The 16,388-nt window shown below is 54.0% G+C and carries 16 protein-coding genes and 1 pseudogene; 14 read left to right on the top strand and 3 right to left on the bottom strand.

Features of this window, described 5'->3' with window-relative positions:
* Positions 1-3: 3 nt before the first annotated feature.
* Positions 4-249 (bottom strand): hypothetical protein, encoded by a 246-nt coding sequence (locus tag BCA33_RS20325; RefSeq protein WP_139173046.1) that lies wholly within the window; start codon positions 247-249, stop codon positions 4-6.
* Positions 250-616: 367 nt separating this feature from the next.
* Positions 617-3,166: a ribonuclease E gene (gene rne, locus BCA33_RS17460; protein WP_139173047.1), complete on the bottom strand. Its 2,550-nt coding sequence runs from the start codon at positions 3,164-3,166 to the stop codon at positions 617-619.
* Between the two features lie 613 nt (positions 3,167-3,779).
* On the opposite strand from rne, the pseudogene rluC reads away from it, so the two are divergent.
* From rluC to BCA33_RS17475, 3 genes and pseudogenes are all read left to right on the top strand, one after another.
* Positions 3,780-4,843 (top strand): annotated as a pseudogene (gene rluC / locus BCA33_RS17465) (23S rRNA pseudouridine(955/2504/2580) synthase RluC).
* A complete protein-coding gene (locus tag BCA33_RS17470) occupies positions 4,843-5,490 on the top strand; it encodes an HAD family hydrolase (protein WP_071267847.1) in 648 nt (215 codons plus the stop codon). The pseudogene rluC and the gene BCA33_RS17470 overlap by 1 nt, the downstream one beginning before the upstream one ends.
* 38 nt (positions 5,491-5,528) lie before the next feature.
* Positions 5,529-6,554 carry a S49 family peptidase gene (locus BCA33_RS17475; protein WP_071267849.1) on the top strand — a complete coding sequence of 342 codons (1,026 nt, stop codon included), beginning with the start codon at positions 5,529-5,531 and terminating at the stop codon, positions 6,552-6,554.
* Positions 6,555-6,574: 20 nt separating this feature from the next.
* Here BCA33_RS17475 and BCA33_RS17480 read toward each other — a convergent pair whose 3' ends face one another.
* Positions 6,575-7,171: a nucleoside triphosphate pyrophosphatase gene (locus BCA33_RS17480; RefSeq protein WP_071267851.1), complete on the bottom strand. Its 597-nt coding sequence runs from the start codon at positions 7,169-7,171 to the stop codon at positions 6,575-6,577.
* A gap of 136 nt (positions 7,172-7,307) precedes the next feature.
* Between BCA33_RS17480 and BCA33_RS17485 the strand changes: the two genes are divergently transcribed.
* The 11 genes from BCA33_RS17485 (at position 7,308) to BCA33_RS17535 (ending at position 16,097) form a co-directional block, all read left to right on the top strand.
* Positions 7,308-7,862, top strand: coding sequence for a YceD family protein (locus BCA33_RS17485; protein WP_071267853.1), 555 nt, complete (start codon positions 7,308-7,310; stop codon positions 7,860-7,862).
* A 104-nt stretch (positions 7,863-7,966) separates the two neighbouring features.
* Positions 7,967-8,146, top strand: coding sequence for a 50S ribosomal protein L32 (gene rpmF, locus BCA33_RS17490; RefSeq protein ID WP_071267855.1), 180 nt, complete (start codon positions 7,967-7,969; stop codon positions 8,144-8,146).
* A gap of 43 nt (positions 8,147-8,189) precedes the next feature.
* Positions 8,190-9,191, top strand: coding sequence for a phosphate acyltransferase PlsX (gene plsX / locus BCA33_RS17495; protein WP_071267857.1), 1,002 nt, complete (start codon positions 8,190-8,192; stop codon positions 9,189-9,191).
* A gap of 111 nt (positions 9,192-9,302) precedes the next feature.
* Positions 9,303-10,241 carry an ACP S-malonyltransferase gene (gene fabD / locus BCA33_RS17500; protein ID WP_071267859.1) on the top strand — a complete coding sequence of 313 codons (939 nt, stop codon included), beginning with the start codon at positions 9,303-9,305 and terminating at the stop codon, positions 10,239-10,241.
* 16 nt (positions 10,242-10,257) lie between these two features.
* Entirely contained in the window at positions 10,258-11,001 is a 744-nt protein-coding gene (gene fabG, locus BCA33_RS17505; protein WP_071267861.1) for a 3-oxoacyl-ACP reductase FabG, read from the top strand.
* 134 nt (positions 11,002-11,135) lie between these two features.
* Entirely contained in the window at positions 11,136-11,369 is a 234-nt protein-coding gene (acpP, locus tag BCA33_RS17510) for an acyl carrier protein (protein ID WP_012136033.1), read from the top strand.
* Between the two features lie 138 nt (positions 11,370-11,507).
* Positions 11,508-12,755: a beta-ketoacyl-ACP synthase II gene (gene fabF, locus BCA33_RS17515; RefSeq protein WP_071267897.1), complete on the top strand. Its 1,248-nt coding sequence runs from the start codon at positions 11,508-11,510 to the stop codon at positions 12,753-12,755.
* Between the two features lie 6 nt (positions 12,756-12,761).
* On the top strand, positions 12,762-13,592 hold the full coding sequence (locus tag BCA33_RS17520; protein WP_071267863.1) for an aminotransferase class IV: 831 nt from the start codon (positions 12,762-12,764) through the stop codon (positions 13,590-13,592).
* 5 nt (positions 13,593-13,597) lie between these two features.
* Positions 13,598-14,647 (top strand): endolytic transglycosylase MltG, encoded by a 1,050-nt coding sequence (gene mltG, locus BCA33_RS17525; protein ID WP_071267865.1) that lies wholly within the window; start codon positions 13,598-13,600, stop codon positions 14,645-14,647.
* A complete protein-coding gene (tmk, locus tag BCA33_RS17530) occupies positions 14,644-15,279 on the top strand; it encodes a dTMP kinase (RefSeq protein WP_071267867.1) in 636 nt (211 codons plus the stop codon). Before mltG ends, tmk begins: the two co-directional genes overlap by 4 nt.
* A gap of 38 nt (positions 15,280-15,317) precedes the next feature.
* Positions 15,318-16,097: an AraC family transcriptional regulator gene (locus tag BCA33_RS17535; protein WP_071267869.1), complete on the top strand. Its 780-nt coding sequence runs from the start codon at positions 15,318-15,320 to the stop codon at positions 16,095-16,097.
* Positions 16,098-16,388: the final 291 nt, after the last annotated feature.

Consider the following 16,388-nt stretch of genomic DNA (forward strand, 5'->3'; position numbering starts at 1 on the left):
GCTTTAATTATCCTCAGACTTTTTAGCTGCTTCGGCCGCCCGCTGACGTTTGCGCACTTCGCGGGGGTCGTTGTAGGCACGCCCGGGTGTTACCGGAACGCTTGGCGCACTGGTCGGTGCATCTGCAGCTTTGGGCGCTGGGTTATCCTGTTCAGCTTCGGGCTTTGGGGCCGGCGCTTCTTCTGCAGGCTTTTCCGCCGCCGGGGCTTTGCTTCTGCTTCTGGCAGGCGTCGCTCTCTGCTTTTTCACAGGGGCGGCCTTACTCTCGTCTTCCGCAGACGTTGCCTCTGGGGTAGCAGCTGGTTTCTCATCCTGTGTGGCTGAGGGCTTCTTCTCGGTCTCTACCGGCGCTTCAGGTGCTGGCTGGGCTGCTGGCGCTTCTACTTTGGTAGTTGTCTCATCCTTGGCCTGGGCATCGGATTTTTGACCTGGGGAGCTTTACGCTCTTGCGGCTTTGCCTCTGAAGTATCCTCGCTTTGTCGGCTGAGGGTTGCTTACCCGTTTCTGGCAGTTTATCTGCAGAAGCGTCTTTTCAGCTGTTGGCAATTTCTCCGCGGATGGCTCTTGCTGCTTATCGGCGGAGGCGTCTTTCTTTTCCGGAGCTGATGCTGCTTTTCTACCGATGCTGCAGGTTCCTTTTCCTTCGGAGCTGAGGCTTTTTATCCGCCGCTTCGGAAGGCTCTGTCACTGCCGAGGTGGCAGCAGGAGCTGTGTCCGGTTTTGGGGCAGCCTTGGTTTCGGAGGTTGTTTTCTGCTCCGGTTGTTTCTGTTCGCCTTGCTGAGTTGTCGGTGCTTTCGGCGCAGCTTGGTCTACATTCTTGGTTGCTGCAGCCGTTGCTTTTACGTCAGTGTTGCCGTTACCAGCTTCCGGCTGGGTGTCCTTTTGGTGCTTCTCGTTGCGGGCACTCTTGCGAGCGGCCGGCGTAGAGGCTGGAGCCTCAGACGATGAACCATCCCGGCTGCGAGGGCGGCGCGGCTTGCGACGACTGTCGTCGGTGCCAGGCTTGTCAGTGGTTGCCTTTTGAGGGGCATCCTGCTGGACCGTGTCCTTTTGATCGCCGTTGTTCTTGGTTTCGCGCTGTGGCCGGTTACGGCCTTGGCCACGACCCTGACCATCTTTGCGATTTTCCCGGCGACTATCGCCGCGGCTGTCTGCAGCCTTGTTCTCAGAACCTTCACTGGCAGAGGTTTTGGCCGCTGACTGGCGGTTCTGGTTGGGCCGGTTTTGATCATCGTTGCGATTGCGGCCCCGTGAACGGCTGTCGTCGTTTCGGTTCTGCTGGTTATTGCTTTGACGGCGCTCGCTACCGCCGCGGTTGTTCGTGTTACCGGTGTTTTGGTCATCCCGTGCCACGCGGGATTTTCGGCGATCTTGGCGTGCCTGGTTCCGCTGATCTTCGCGGTTGGCCGTTGCCTTTGATTTGTCGTGAGTTTCCGTTGGCTGATCTTCCTCGCCGCTGAAGAAACAAGAAATCTTGCGTCCAATCCGGCGGAGTAAGCTGTCGTCCTGCTCTTCCGTTTGCTGAGTTTCTGCGGCTTTAGGGCTTGGCGTTGGTGCACTTGTGCGCACGGCTTTTACAGCCGCCTGCTCGCGAACCGGCTTTTCTGCCGTCGGCACTTCAAGCACTTCCTCTTCGCGCTCACTGTATTCCTGCGCTACCTGGTGGCTTGATACGTGCTCGGGCGTGGTTTCGTCATCGCGCATGCGCAGGATTTCGAAGTGTGGTGTTTCCATATGGGGAACGGGTACAACCACAACACTGACTTCCTGGCGAGCTTCAATATCGGCCAGCTGCTTACGTTTTTCGTTGAGCAGGAACGTGGCTACAGATACCGGCACAATCGCCCGAACTTCGCCGGTCTTTTCCTTCGATGACTCTTCGTAGATTAAGCGCATGATGCTCAGCGCCAAGGATTCGATACCACGAATGGTTCCTTGGCCTTCACAGCGTGGGCAGACTTCGCTGCGGGTTTCGCCCAGGGATGGACGTAGGCGTTGGCGAGACATTTCCAGCAGGCCAAATCGTGAGATCTTGCCTACCTGAACCCGTGCCCGGTCGATTTCGAGCGCTTCGCGCATCTTTTGCTCTACTTCGCGCTGATGCCTGGCCGGTGTCATGTCGATGAAATCGATCACAATCAGGCCGCCCATGTCTCGCAAGCGAAGTTGGCGCGCAATTTCTTCAGCCGCTTCCAGATTGGTCTGGAAGGCGGTTTCTTCAATATCTTGTCCCTTTGTGGCGCGGGATGAGTTGATGTCGATGGACACCAGCGCCTCGGTAGGGTCTATAACAATGGAGCCGCCAGAGGGGAGCTTTACTTCACGCTGAAATGCTGTCTCGATCTGGCCTTCAATCTGGTAACGGCTGAACAGGGGGATTTCGTCCTTGTACAGCTTGATCTTGTTTTCAAAGGTTGGCATTACGGCACGAACGAAGTTAAGTACGTCCTCGTAAACGCTCTCCGAATCGATCAGTACTTCACCAATATCCTGCCGCAGGTAGTCGCGAACAGCGCGAATAATGACGTTGCTTTCCTGGTGAATAAGGAAGGGGGCTTTGCGTTCGCCTGCGGCCTGGGTAATGGCTTCCCAAAATTGCACCAGGTAGTCGAGATCCCACTGAAGCTCTTCAGAGGTGCGGCCAATGCCGGCAGTGCGCACAATAATGCCCATGGACTTGGGCACCAGTACGCTGTTCATGGCTTCTTTCAATTGTGCCCGCTCTTCGCCTTCTATGCGGCGTGAGATACCACCAGCGCGGGGGTTGTTGGGCATCAAGACAAGATAGCGGCCAGCAAGGGAAACAAACGTTGTTAAGGCTGCGCCTTTGTTGCCACGCTCTTCCTTGTCTACTTGAACAATAACTTCCTGACCTTCGGAAACAACTTCCTTGATGGCAACCTTGCCTTCGATCTGGCCTGGTGACTTTTTGAAGTAGTCTCTGGAGATTTCCTTTAGAGGAAGAAACCCGTGGCGATCCGCGCCAAAATCAACAAATGCAGCTTCCAAGCTTGGCTCTACCCGGGTAATACGCCCTTTGTAGATGTTAGCTTTTTTCTGCTCGCGGGAGCTGGATTCGATATCTAGGTCAAACAGGCGCTGGCCGTCAACCAGGGCGACGCGCAACTCTTCTGGGTGAGTTGCATTTATGAGCATTCTTTTCATGGAAAGTGGGTATTCCTGTCGTTTAATATTGACAGAAAACCGAAGGGCGTCGCATCTGCGAAGCAGGGTATGCGTGCCGCTGGCCCTGTTATATCAGAGGCTGAGCGGCGGACAGACGAATCACTCCCTCCCGGGGTATGATCCTGTTGATCTGAGACCACCGCCGACGTCCCGCCTGCCTGCTGGCAAGGAGGTGTCTTGTAGGGTTCGTGTCTGTTGGCGCATATAATCCGTTTTCAAGTTCACACAAGTGCCTGGGTCTCACGTCGTATTCGTAAGCTGGACGGCCCGGCCTTGCGTGGCAGTGATTCTTCGCGATATCGCCCGGCGGTTTTCCGCACGGTTATAGTTTTCCCGGTGTCAGCTCGCCGTTGCTTTTTACGGGTCTGCTCTGACACTCCGGAAGCATTTCTTACGCCGTGCCTAATAGTGATTAGGCGCTCGGCGTTCAAACTCTTGAATAGTGTCGGTATACTCTTCTGCCGCTCCGGCTTCTGACTAGAGTTGGTCAGGCCGTAGACAAACGACAGATCACGCCGGAATATAACAGTATTCAGGAAACCGTTCAATCCTGCTCGTATCGCCAGTTATACCACCTAATTAAAGGAACCTTATGTCCCGCAAAACTGCTACCGGAAAGCCCGCTAAAGCACGGGTTAAAAAACCGGCGCCTCATCCGGCACGTGGGGTAGGTGCCAAGCAGGCTGATTCAGGCCGGGGGGCAGTGCAGCAAGAGGTTGTGTGGGTTACGGTTGACGAAGATAACCATGGGCAAAGGCTGGATAATTTTCTGCTGGCCCAGCTTCGAGGTGTGCCAGAAGCATCATTTATCGCATTGTGCGCAAGGGCGAAGTGCGGATTAATAAGGGTAGGGTGAAGCCAGATACACGCTTGGTAACAGGTGATCTGGTGCGCATTCCGCCCGTTATCCGTAAGGAAAAAGCGCCGCAAGCCGCCCCTGGTAGCCGTGTTCAGGGTGTGGTGGAGGCCGCCGTTGTGTTTGAGAATGACCAGATGCTGGTTGTGAACAAGCCGTCGGGCATTGCCGTGCACGGGGGTAGCGGTCTGAGTTTTGGGTTGATTGAAGTGTTGCGTTCCGCGCGCCCAGAGGCTCGGTTTCTTGAGTTGGTGCACCGATTGGACAGAGATACATCCGGGTTGGTGATGATTGCCAAGAAGCGGTCCTCACTTCGTTATTTGCAGGATGAGCTCCGGCAAAGGCGCATTCGTAAACAGTACCATGCGTTGGTGACGGGTGATTGGCCGGGCAAGCTTGGGCGCGTGGATGAACCTTTGCTGCGCTATGAAATGCCTAACGGAGAGCGCAGGGTTCGGGTGGATGAGGCTGGCAAGCCCTCCCTCACAATGTTTCGCTGTCTTGCGCGTTATAAAGGCTACAGTTTGGTAGAGGCTTCTCCGGTTACTGGCCGAACCCATCAGATTCGCGTGCACAGTGTTTTTGCCGGTCACCCGATAGCTGGGGATGACAAGTATATGGATGATGTGAGCCTCAAAGCCTTTCGAGCTGTTGGCGGTCAGCGCTTAATGCTGCACGCTCGGGCTCTCGAGCTTGCCCTGCCAGTTACCGGGGAATCGGTTAGGTTTGAGGCCCCTTATGACGATGTATTTAGCCACGTGCTGAACAGGCTTGAAGTGCGTGCAGCAGGAGTAAATTAATGGACGTTAAAGTTGTTATTTTTGACTGGGATGGAACTCTGGTGGATTCCGTAGACCATATTGCAGACAGCCTGCACCAGGCTGCTACAGATCTTGGGTACCCGGCGCTTGAGAGGGATGCCTACCGCGACATTATTGGTTTGGGTATGGTTGAGGCCTTGGGAAGGCTGTATCCCGGTATCAGTCATGAGGAAATGACGACCATACGAGAGGGTTACGCTAATTATTTCTTTCGTAAAGTGACCACACCGCAGAATCTTTTTGAGGGCATGGCAGATGTTGTACTGGATCTCCAGAGATCTGGTCGTGGGTGCTCTGTGGCAACCGGTAAAAGTCGTAAAGGCCTTGAGCCAGCGCTGGTTTCCAGTGGCCTTGGGGCGCATTTTGATATTACTCGTTGTGCCGACGAAACTCGATCCAAGCCGGATCCGCGCATGCTTGAAGAGATCCTGCTTTTTTACGGACTTGAGCCTTCAGAGGCCGTTATGATCGGCGATACCCGTTATGATCTGGAAATGGCCCAGCGTATAGGTATGCCCTCTATTGGTGTTGAGTGGGGGGTCCACAAGCGAGATGTGCTTGGAGGGTATGCTCCCCACGCCATCGTTGACTCTGTAACGGATCTTCGCAGTGTGCTTGGGTTGTAAGCAGGTTTAGGTGTTTTCATTTTTAACAGGATAAGTACATGAGTGACTGGGATTCCGATAAGACTCCAGAGTGGGGTGACAAGCCTGCTGAGCCTCGCTCAGGGCGCAATCAGCCGAAAGTTCCGCCGGAGACAGGCCGAGACTGGAAGTTGATAGAAAAATTGGTGATGTCTCTACAGTCCGAGCAGCGCCGCAGTCGGCGTTGGGGGATTTTCTTCAAGCTCCTCACGTTTGTTTATCTGTTTGCTTTGCTGGTTATTGTTTGGTCGCCGTTTGGTGACAGTTTGGAGGCCGCGACTGGCAAGCACACGGCCTTGGTGGAGATAAATGGGCCAATCGCCGCTGATGAGCTTGCCAGTGCGGATAACATCGCCGGGTCCATACGCTCGGCGTTTGAGGAAGAGAACGCCGTGGCGGTGATTTTGCGCATTAACAGCCCAGGCGGGAGCCCAGTGCAGTCTGGTTATATCTACGATGAAATCACTCGGCTAAGAGAGGAGTACCCGGAAAAGAAAGTGTATGCGGTGATCTCGGATATTGGCGCCTCCGGTGCCTACTATATTGCCGCTGCGGCGGATGAGATCTATGCAAATCGTGCCAGCCTTGTGGGGTCGATCGGAGTTGTTGCTGGGGGGTTTGGGTTTACCGGCGTTATGGATAAGCTGGGCGTCGAACGCCGTCTATACACGGCGGGAGATAACAAGGCCTTCCTGGATCCGTTCTCTCCCCAGCAGGAGCAAGAGGTGGCGTTTTGGCAAAGTGTGCTTGAAAACACCCATCGTCAGTTTATAGAGGCGGTAAAGAAAGGGCGTGGTGATCGCCTGGCGGATGATGAGCGCCTGTTTAGTGGGCTGGTCTGGAGTGGAGAGCAGGCTCTGGAGTTGGGGCTTATTGACGGCCTTGGTAGTACTTCTCATGTTGCCAGGCAGATCATCGGTCAGGAAGATTTGGTTGATTACAGTCGGCGTAAAGGCCCGCTGCTCGACTTCGTTGACCAACTCGGTCTGTCTTTTGGTCAGGGCGTAGCCAGTCAACTGGTTGAGTCGCGCCTCGAGCTGCGGTAATAGTGTGGCTGCAGGCAATGCTAAGGTTCTAGAAGTGGGTTTCTGCCCCAGGTTGTCAGCATGGTGTTAAGGGCAATTAAGGGCAGGCCAATGAGGCTGTTGGGGTCTCGGCCTTGCAGTTCCCGGAACAGGGTTATGCCCAGGCCTTCCATTTTGAAACTGCCAGCGCAGTCGTAGGGCTGCTCTTTGTGGAGGTATGCATCGATTTCCCGGGCAGTCAGGTTCCGGAAGTGAACAGAGAAATGCTCACAGCAGGTTTGCAGTTTTCCGGAATTGGTTTCCAGAAGGGCAAGCCCGGTCAGGAAGTTAACGCTCTGGCCGCTGCTTCGTTCAAGTTGCTGGTAGGCTTTTGAGTAGGTTCCGGGTTTGCTCAGCAGGGTGCCGTCGGGTAAAGCTGCTACCTGATCCGACCCAATAATCCAGTGGCCGGGGTGCGTGGCTGCCAGGGCCCGGGCTTTGGCTTCCGCTAAGCGCACGGCCAGATCATTCGGGGCTTCTCCCGGGAAAGGCGATTCATCTATGTTTGGGCTGGCCCAGGAGAAGGGCACCCCAAGCCTTGCTAGAAGCTCTCGGCGGTATGGGGATGATGATGCCAGTAGCAGGTGTTGTTGGGGCATAAGTTCTGATCCTTTGAGAATTCTCGCCATTTTTTGTGCCGGTATCGTAGAATACACCTACTGAAACCGGAACCCCCGGCCAAAACCCGACGAAGTCTTTGACAGCAGCAAGCTTCGCCCCTAGAATTGCGCGCCTATGTCAAATGCGTCTAGTGCCGAATTACCGAAAATAGTCGACCCCTACAAGTTGGCGGAGCACAACAGTGTGCTGGAGGGAGAAATTCCTCTCAGTGCATTGTCTCGTTTCCGCGAGGCTGTTTTGGGGTTTGATGATGGAGCCGTCTGTCACGTAAAGCTGTCCTTTTATAAGGACGGCCAGCGCCGTCGCATCGTCTCTGGCGAGTTGAAGGCTCCGGTAGACCTGGAGTGTCAACGTTGCATGGGGTCCATGAGGTCTGTGTTGGTTTCTCAGTTTATACTGGGGCTGGTGACCAGCGACGAGCAGGCACAAGGGTTGCCAAAAGACCTTGAGCCGTTTCTGACTGATGATTTCAGTGCGAATCTCTGGTCGATGGCGGAGGACGAGTTGCTGTTGGTTTTGGCTCCGTACCCACTTCACGATCGGGACGAGTGCCCGGCTAACGAAGATCTGAAAGCCTACGAGCCAGACGGGTCTTCTGCAAAACCGGAAAAGAAGCCAGGCGATAACCCGTTCAGTGTGCTGGCGGGACTCAAAAGTACAAAGCATTAATTCGGGCGTGGGCGTCCTCATGGAAGCCGGCGTAATCAAACGAACACACGTTACTCGTAACCATATTCAAGCAAAGTTTACGTTAACAGGTCAGGAGTAGAACCATGGCTGTACAGAAGAACCGCAAGACCCGTTCCAAGCGTGGCATGCGCCGTGCCCACGATGCTTTGAGCCCTGCAGCTCTGAGCACTGATTCAACGACTGGTGAAGTTCATCGTCGTCACCACGTGTCTCCGGACGGATTCTATCGTGGTAAGCAGGTAATCGAAGCTAGCGACGAGTAATTTCGTTGCATAGCTGCACCAACTCAAATCGAGTGGGCGAACGATGAAGCCGGTCACCATAGCGATTGACGCCATGAGTGGCGATCGGGGCCCGGCAGTAGTAGCTGCCGCGGCTCTGGAAGCGGTGCGTGAAAACAAAGCCTTGAGCTTCATTCTGGTGGGAATCCGGAGTGAGCTTGAGGCTTTTTTGTGTGACGGGCATCCGCGAATCCGCATTGAGGAGGCTGCAGATGTCGTCCGCATGAATGAGCGCCCCTCTCATGCACTGCGCCACAAAAAAAACTCCTCCATGGCCATCGCCCTGGCGCTGGTTCGTGACGGCGAAGCTCAGGGGTGCGTGAGTGCGGGTAACACCGGCGCGTTGATGGCATTTGGCCGCTCCATTATCCGGATGTATCCGGGCATAGAGCGTCCCGCAATTGCCAAGCTTATACCCTCCCTCCGCGGCCGGTGCCATGTTCTGGATTTGGGTGCCAACGTAGATTCCAGTGCTGAGAATCTTTATCAGTATGCTCTGATGGGTTCGCTCATGGCCTCTGCAATCTGTAGTCAAGGTGAGCCGAGGGTTGCTTTGTTGAATGTGGGCGAAGAAGAGATAAAAGGCAACGAGCAGGTTCGTTTAGCCTCCCACATGCTCGCCCAGTGCGATTCGATTAACTACATTGGATACGTCGAAGGCAGTGACCTGTTCCGCGATGTTGCAGATGTGGTGGTGTGTGATGGTTTTGTGGGCAATATTGCGCTGAAAACCGGCGAAGGCGTGGCCGGGTTGCTGATTGAGCTTCTGGAGCAGGCATTTACTCGCAGTTTTTATGGTCGTTTTGTGGGTTTTCTTGCTCGCCCTATTGTCGGGCGACTTCTTCGTCTGATGGACCCCTCCCGTCACAATGGTGCCAGTCTTCTTGGTCTTCAGGGTGTGGTTATAAAAAGCCACGGCAATGCCAATGAGCGCGCCATGCTTTCTGCCATTCGTCAGGCAGTTCGTGAGGTTGAACTGGAAGTGCCTCAGCGTATCAACGAACGTCTTGACGATCTTATGCTTTGAGCATCTGCGACTAAAGTAGGTTCCGGTTTTACAGCTAACTCGCGCAAAATCCGTCGAGCTTGTACTATTGGCTAATCTCCTGAAACCTCCAATGACGATAAGATCCCGCTTATGAAATCAGCCTTTATATTTCCCGGACAGGGTTCCCAATCGGTTGGCATGCTTTCCGTTGCTGCCGAGTCTTGGCCCATGATCAACAAAACCTTTGCGGAAGCTTCCAATGTGCTTGGCTATGACCTTTGGCACCTTTGCCAGAAGGGCCCGGTAGAAGAGCTTAATCGGACGGCGGTCACCCAGCCGGCAATGTTAACCGCAAGTATCGCGCTCTGGCGGCAGTGGTTTGTATCTGGAGGATCGAAGCCCGACTTCCTGGCAGGCCACAGCTTGGGCGAGTACAGCGCATTAGTGGCCGCTGAAAGCCTTGATTTTGTAGAGGCCGTCAAATTGGTGCGCCTGCGCGGCGAATTGATGCAAGAAGCCGTTCCTGCTGGTGAAGGCAAAATGGCAGCTATTCTTGGTTTGGAAGACGCCGACGTTGTCGCAGCCTGTGAAGAGGCTGCCAACGGCGATGTGGTGGCTGCCGTGAATTTCAATGCACCAGGTCAGGTAGTTATTGCAGGGTCGGTTGCCGCTGTTGATCGTGCTATTGAAGTTTGTAAGGCAAAGGGTGCGCGCAAAGCTATGCCGCTCCCGGTCAGTGTCCCATCCCATTGTGCGTTGATGCGAGGCGCTGCTGAAGAGCTGGCCCAGGCATTGGATGAGGTTCGTTTTAGCGATGCACTTATCCCGGTTATACAGAATGTTAACGCTGCAGCTGAGTCAGATTCGGCTACACTGAAGTCTAATCTACTCAAACAGCTATATTCGCCTGTGTTGTGGGCGGATTCGGTGCGTACTCTGGTTAAGAGCGATGTGAATGTTGCTCTGGAGTGCGGTACTGGCAAGGTACTCGCCGGATTAGCCAAGCGTATTGATCGGGGGTTGGCCGTTCATGGGCTTGAAGATCCGCAAGCGCTAAGCGCAGCGCTTGCGGCATTTGAATCGTCTTGAAGAAAGGGAGTTGTGCATGTCTCTGGAAGGCAAAACAGCACTGATAACCGGTGCTACCCGGGGAATTGGAAAAGCGATCGCCTTAGCCCTTGCTAAACAAGGTGCTGAGGTTGTGGGTACGGCCACCAGTGCAGAGGGGGCAGCGACCATTACGGACACCCTTCAGGCTGCAGGCGTGAAGGGCTACGGCATTGTGATGAACGTTGCCGATCCGGAAAGCATTGATGCTGGCTTGAAAGAGATAGCCGAAAAATCCGGTGCGCCTTTGATTTTAGTTAATAACGCGGGAATAACCCGTGATAATCTGCTAATGCGATTAAAAGACGACGACTGGGCGTCGGTGCTCGAAACCAACCTCTCAAGCGTGTACCGTACCAGTAAAGCTGTTTTACGAGGTATGGCGAAGGCACGTTGGGGGCGCGTTATAAACGTAAGCTCCGTGGTTGCCAGCATGGGTAACGCCGGGCAGGCTAATTACTGCGCTGCAAAGGCGGGTGTAGAGGGTTTTACCCGTAGTCTGGCGAAGGAAATGTCGAATCGTGGCATCACAGCGAACTGCGTTGCGCCCGGATTTATCGACACAGATATGACAAAAAAACTGGACGACAAGCAACGCGAGGCTATGCTGGAAATTATACCCGCGGGTCGTCTGGGGCAGCCGGAAGAAGTCGCAGCCTTGGTTGCTTTTTTGGCATCGGATGTTGCTGGTTACGTGACTGGAGAAACCATCCACGTGAATGGCGGAATGTACATGGGATAAGCTCCGGTTTCGGAGCTCGTGCGCAACCCCTTGTCGCACAACATGTTTAACCGAATCCCTGCTTGTTTGCAGGTAGGGTTTACACTAACTGGCAGCACTTGAGTTGCTTGGTTGATACACAAAGTGAGGACATTATGAGTACAGTTGAAGAGCGCGTTAAGAAGATCGTTTGTGAACAGTTGGGCGTTAAAGAGTCCGAGGTTCAGAACTCATCTTCTTTTGTAGAGGATCTTGGCGCTGACTCACTGGACACCGTTGAGCTGGTCATGGCGCTGGAAGAGGAATTTGAAACTGAAATTCCAGATGAAGAAGCCGAAAAACTGGCCAGTGTTCAGGACGCGATCGACTACATCGTCGCGCATACCTGATACTCTGCAGTTAAGTTAGCCAGGCAAAAGCCGTCCTTGTCATTCAGTGAGGGACGGCTTTTTTATTGCCTGTGAATGGCCCCTACTCAGGGTTTATTCAAGAAACCGACAGATGAAAAAGATCAGGTGAGCAGGGTTATGGGTAAACGACGGGTTGTTATCACGGGTATGGGAATGTTGTCTCCACTGGGAAACGACGTGGCGTCTTCCTGGGAGGGCATACTCGCCGGCCGTAGCGGAATTGGTATGATCGACCGCTTCGATGCCACCGATTACAGCGCCCGAATTGGTGGTGCGATTAAAGACCTTGATCTGGAGCCCTACCTTTCTTCCAAAGAAGCTAGAAAACTGGATGCGTTTATTCATTATGGCTTGATCGCTGCTCAACAAGCGGTAGATCACAGTGGCCTTGGGGAATACAGCGAACTGGACCGCGAACGTGCCGGTATCGCCATCGGGTCCGGCATTGGTGGTCTGGAGTACATCGAAAAAAACGTGTTGATAATGGAGAAATCCGGCCCGCGCAAAGTATCACCGTTTTTTGTTCCAGCGTCGGTGATAAACATGATTTCCGGCAATGCTGCTATTCGGTTTGGTTATCAGGGGCCAAATATTGCGATAGTCACAGCCTGCACCACAGGGACCCATAATATTGGGTACGCGGCGCGTACCATTGCATACGGCGATGCAGACGTCATGCTGGCCGGCGGATCCGAAATGGCCACAACGCGCACAGGTATTGCAGCGTTTTCCTCGGCCCGGGCTCTGTCCACCCGCAACGATGAGCCAGAAAAAGCCAGCCGCCCCTGGGATAAAGACAGGGATGGCTTTGTACTCAGTGACGGTGCCGGGGTGGTGGTGCTCGAAGAGCTGGAGCATGCCAAAAAGCGCGGTGCAACCATCTATGGTGAGCTGGTCGGCTTTGGGATGAGTGATGATGCTCACCATATTACTGCGCCACCTGAAAATGGCGAAGGCGCAGCGCGCGCGATGATAAATGCGCTGCGTGATGCCGGGCTGGAGCCCGAAGAGGTTGATTATATCAACGCCCATGGAACCTCAACACAGGTTGGCGATGTGGCAGAAATTGCGGCCGTTAAGCGAGTCTTTGGTGATCACGCGAACAAGTTGGCCATGAGCAGTACCAAGTCGATGACCGGGCACTTGTTGGGTGCTGCGGGCGCAGTTGAAGCGATTTTTTCGCTGCTTGCCATAAGGGACGGCGTGCTGCCGCCCACTATTAATCTTGATAACCCTGATGAAGGCTGCGATTTGGATCTTGTCCCCCATACGAGTCGCAAAAGCGATGTTCGCGTCGCCTTGTCTAATTCGTTCGGCTTTGGTGGTACCAACGGCACATTGATTGTGCGCCGTTACGAAGGCTGAAACTTCATGTTTAACCTGTACTGGGCCGACGAACGCGGCTTTCCACCCGGTGATCGGGGCGCGGCTTATGGTGATGGCCTGTTCGAAACCATAAGAATGCATGGCGACCGTGGTGTGCTTTTGTCTCGGCATCTGGATCGAATGGTGCGTGATGCTGGCAGGTTGGGGATTCCCATTGCCCTTACCGACCTTCGCAAAGCCTGCACCGCAGCGGTTACTCGTTACGCTGGCCGATATACGAATCAGCAAGCTGAAGGCGGCTGGGTGCTCAAGCTGACACTTACTCGTGGAGAGGGTGGTCGCGGCTACCAGCCAGGGATGGGGGTTCGGCCAAACCTGCTAGTATCTTCCAGCTCTATGCCTATAGCTCCGGCGGGCTCTGGTGTGGCCGCAGACTTTTCACGAGTGCCACTCACGGTGAACCCCTTACTTGCGGGCATTAAATCTCTCAACCGGCTGGAGCAGGTTATGGCCTCCAGAGAGATTCACGGTGATTTGTTTGAAGTTCTTATGTCAGACGCTGGCGGCAACCTGGTTGAGGGAACCCGCACAAATATCCTCATCAAAGAGCTTGAAGGATGGGTAACACCGCCGGCCAAGAGCCTGGCTGTCACTGGCATAATGCGCCAGTGGGTGCTGGAAAAGCTCAGATCCCGGGGCGAGGTGGTGGTTGAGCGATCTTTAGATATCGGGGATGTAATGGGCTCGCAATGCCTGGGGGTTTATCTTCTGAATAGTGTTATGGGTGTTGTTCCCGTGCGTTGTCTGGCTGGCCAGGATTTGCCTGTGGGTGACGGACTTGCGACAATCTTCAATCCTCTCGAGCTACTGGAATAATTCGTTTGTTCAAAAAACTATTGGTTGCGGTTATTTGTGCTGCCGTACTGGTTGGTGCGGGTACAGGTTTGTGGGTTTGGCAGGGGCTGGGCTCGCTGTCAAAGCCGGTTTTCATGACCGAACCGGTGCTTTTTGATGTGTCTTCCGGGACTGCATTCAGTGGTGTCGCCAGACAACTAGAGACTCGTGGACTGGTTGAGAAGAGCCTGTGGGTGCGGATTTATGGCCGTTTGTACCCTGATCAGGCCAAAATTAAAGCCGGCGAATATGAGTTCACCGACGGTATGACCGCTGAAGTCATGCTTGAAAAGATGGTTGAGGGCGACACAAAGCACTGGTCTGTTCAGTTTATTGAAGGCTGGGCTTTCAGTGACATGCGCGCTGCGCTCGCGTCTACAGAGCGTCTCGAGAAGCTCACCGCCCAGTGGTCGGATGCGCAAATCATGGAGGCGGTTGGTGCTGCAGGCGAGCATCCGGAAGGACGTTTCTTTCCAGATACTTATCTTTTTACCAGCAGCGAATCGGATCTTGACCTGCTTCAGCGCTCGTTCCAACGCATGGAAAATGTTCTTGCCGAGGAGTGGGAAGGCAGGGAAGAAGGTCTACCCTATGATAGCGCCTATGAGGCGTTGATTATGGCATCTATTGTAGAGCGGGAAACTGGCGCCCCCCATGAGCGGGGTCAGGTAGCCGGTGTGTTTGTTCGGCGCCTGCAAAAAGGCATGCGGTTACAGACGGACCCTACCGTAATTTACGGTATGGGAGACAAGTATAAGGGCCGTATAGGCACCCGGGATCTTCGTACCCACACGCCGTATAACACTTACCGCATCAACGGATTGCCACCTACGCCCATCGCTTTGCCTGGCCGTGAGGCCATCCATGCTTCGCTGCACCCGGATTCTGGAAGCGCCCTGTACTTTGTGGCGCGCGGTGACGGCACTCATAAGTTTTCCGATACACTGGCGGAGCACCAGAAGGCGGTTCGCGCGTTTCAGTTGAATCGTCGATCGGACTACCGGTCGTCGCCAGCGGTTAAGGACGATAAAGAATGACGGTTCGTGGCCGGTTTATTACCTTTGAAGGCACCGAAGGGGTGGGTAAGTCCACCCAAATCGCCAATGCTGCTGAAGCCCTGAAACATCTTGGTGTCGATTGTATTGTTACCCGTGAGCCTGGCGGCACCCCCATGGCTGAGGCAATTCGTGAGGTGCTTTTGGCACCGCGGGATGAGCCGGTAAACGAACTCACTGAACTGCTCCTGATGTTTGCCGCCCGGGCGCAACATCTGCATACCTATATTTTCCCCGCTCTTGAAAAAGGGCAGTGGGTGCTGTGTGATCGCTTTACCGATGCGACCTTTGCCTACCAGGGGGGAGGGCGTGGGGTTCCAAGTGAGCGGATTGCGTTGTTGGAAAACCTGGTTCAGGGTGAAATGCGCCCAGATCACGTGGTTTTGCTGGATGCGCCGGTTGAAACCGGCATGTCCCGGGCAAGACAGCGTGGGCAATTAGACCGGTTTGAACAGGAGACTGTGTCTTTTTTTCAACGCATTCGCGACACGTATCTGGCTCGCGCGCAAGCCGAGCCTGCTCGTTACAATATTGTGAACGCGGCCGCATCGTTGGAGCAGGTAAGCGCCAGAGTCAGCGAACTTATGTGCAAGTTCCGGTCAGATCTGCTTTAATCGATTAATATTCTCACTCAAAGGTTCCGGTTGCGTCTATGCTGGATGCCCGATTGCTTAAGCTACCAACCGCATCTCACCAGCATCGCCATGAGCATCATCAGATAGTGGTGGGTGTTCATGGCGAAGCAGATTTGAGCGTAGACGGAACTGGTTCTCACCTGGATACGTGGAAAGCTTGTCTCGTGCCCACGGATGCTCGGCACGATTACTGTGGTGATCATCAGAATCACGTTTTAGTCATCAATGTTGATCCTTCAACCCCTGCAATCACTAGCCCTGCCCACGCTGACTATGAGCGTATGGTACGAGTGTTCGAAAAAACCCGTACGGTCCAAATGGATAGCCGCTTGCAGGGGTTGGTTCAGTTTGCCGCTGGCGAATTTGATCGGTCGCCCGATAATCGTGCAATGCATGGCCATCTCGCAGCCAGTATTTTGTATTGTATGGCGGATCGAATTGTTGACAGCAAGGTTGCTGCGCCTAACCGACATAGCCTAAGCCCGGAAGCCATGCACCGCTATATCCGAGCTAACCTGCATCGGAAGGTGACGGTGCAGGAGTTAGCCAGTGAAGCCTGCCTGAGCGTCAGTCGCTTCCATGAAGTATTTCGTGAGGTGGTTGGGACGACCCCGCATCAGTTTCTTTTGCAGACTCGTCTCAATCAGGCCATCACCTTGTTGGCCTCGACGTCCCTGTCCGTATCGGAAATCAGTTATCGAGTTGGCTTTTCGTCTCAGAGTGCGCTGACCAATTCATTGCGTAAATATAAGGGAACAACCCCCGCTAGGCTGCAAGTTAATGATAATGTTGCTTGATTTGGCCTGATATCAACCTACTCCCGTAGAATTCTGCAAAAGAATCGTAGGATTTTGTAAGCCGGATATACGTAGTGATACTAGTCTGATCATGTTAAAACCCAACCTGCCAACTTGGTGACAGTTTCGGTCGCAAATTGTGGATACTTAACTATAGTTAAGGTCGAATGTGCGATACGTGACCTTGCTCAAGTTCGGAAGGAATTCGAGTTAACAAGAAGAACGACACAGTAAGCTGGCACTCGTGTCAGGTCTGTGCTTTGAGATCGGTTATAATCCGACTCATTAAAC

It is taken from the genome of Marinobacter sp. AC-23, assembly GCF_001858325.1.
Taxonomy (GTDB): domain Bacteria; phylum Pseudomonadota; class Gammaproteobacteria; order Pseudomonadales; family Oleiphilaceae; genus Marinobacter.

Bases quoted from the DNA above. Each gene is read 5' to 3' on its own strand.
- BCA33_RS17535 (WP_071267869.1), top strand. From the start codon at position 15,318: ATGCTGGATGCCCGATTGCTTAAGCTACCAACCGCATCTCACCAGCAT.
- BCA33_RS17485 (WP_071267853.1), top strand. From the start codon at position 7,308: ATGTCAAATGCGTCTAGTGCCGAATTACCGAAAATAGTCGACCCCTAC.
- BCA33_RS17520 (WP_071267863.1), top strand. From the start codon at position 12,762: ATGTTTAACCTGTACTGGGCCGACGAACGCGGCTTTCCACCCGGTGAT.
- BCA33_RS17470 (WP_071267847.1), top strand. From the start codon at position 4,843: ATGGACGTTAAAGTTGTTATTTTTGACTGGGATGGAACTCTGGTGGAT.
- BCA33_RS17475 (WP_071267849.1), top strand. From the start codon at position 5,529: ATGAGTGACTGGGATTCCGATAAGACTCCAGAGTGGGGTGACAAGCCT.
- BCA33_RS17480 (WP_071267851.1), bottom strand. From the start codon at position 7,171: ATGCCCCAACAACACCTGCTACTGGCATCATCATCCCCATACCGCCGA.
- fabF (WP_071267897.1), top strand. From the start codon at position 11,508: ATGGGTAAACGACGGGTTGTTATCACGGGTATGGGAATGTTGTCTCCA.
- rne (WP_139173047.1), bottom strand. From the start codon at position 3,166: ATGAAAAGAATGCTCATAAATGCAACTCACCCAGAAGAGTTGCGCGTC.
- tmk (WP_071267867.1), top strand. From the start codon at position 14,644: ATGACGGTTCGTGGCCGGTTTATTACCTTTGAAGGCACCGAAGGGGTG.
- fabG (WP_071267861.1), top strand. From the start codon at position 10,258: ATGTCTCTGGAAGGCAAAACAGCACTGATAACCGGTGCTACCCGGGGA.
- fabD (WP_071267859.1), top strand. From the start codon at position 9,303: ATGAAATCAGCCTTTATATTTCCCGGACAGGGTTCCCAATCGGTTGGC.
- plsX (WP_071267857.1), top strand. From the start codon at position 8,190: ATGAAGCCGGTCACCATAGCGATTGACGCCATGAGTGGCGATCGGGGC.
- rpmF (WP_071267855.1), top strand. From the start codon at position 7,967: ATGGCTGTACAGAAGAACCGCAAGACCCGTTCCAAGCGTGGCATGCGC.
- acpP (WP_012136033.1), top strand. From the start codon at position 11,136: ATGAGTACAGTTGAAGAGCGCGTTAAGAAGATCGTTTGTGAACAGTTG.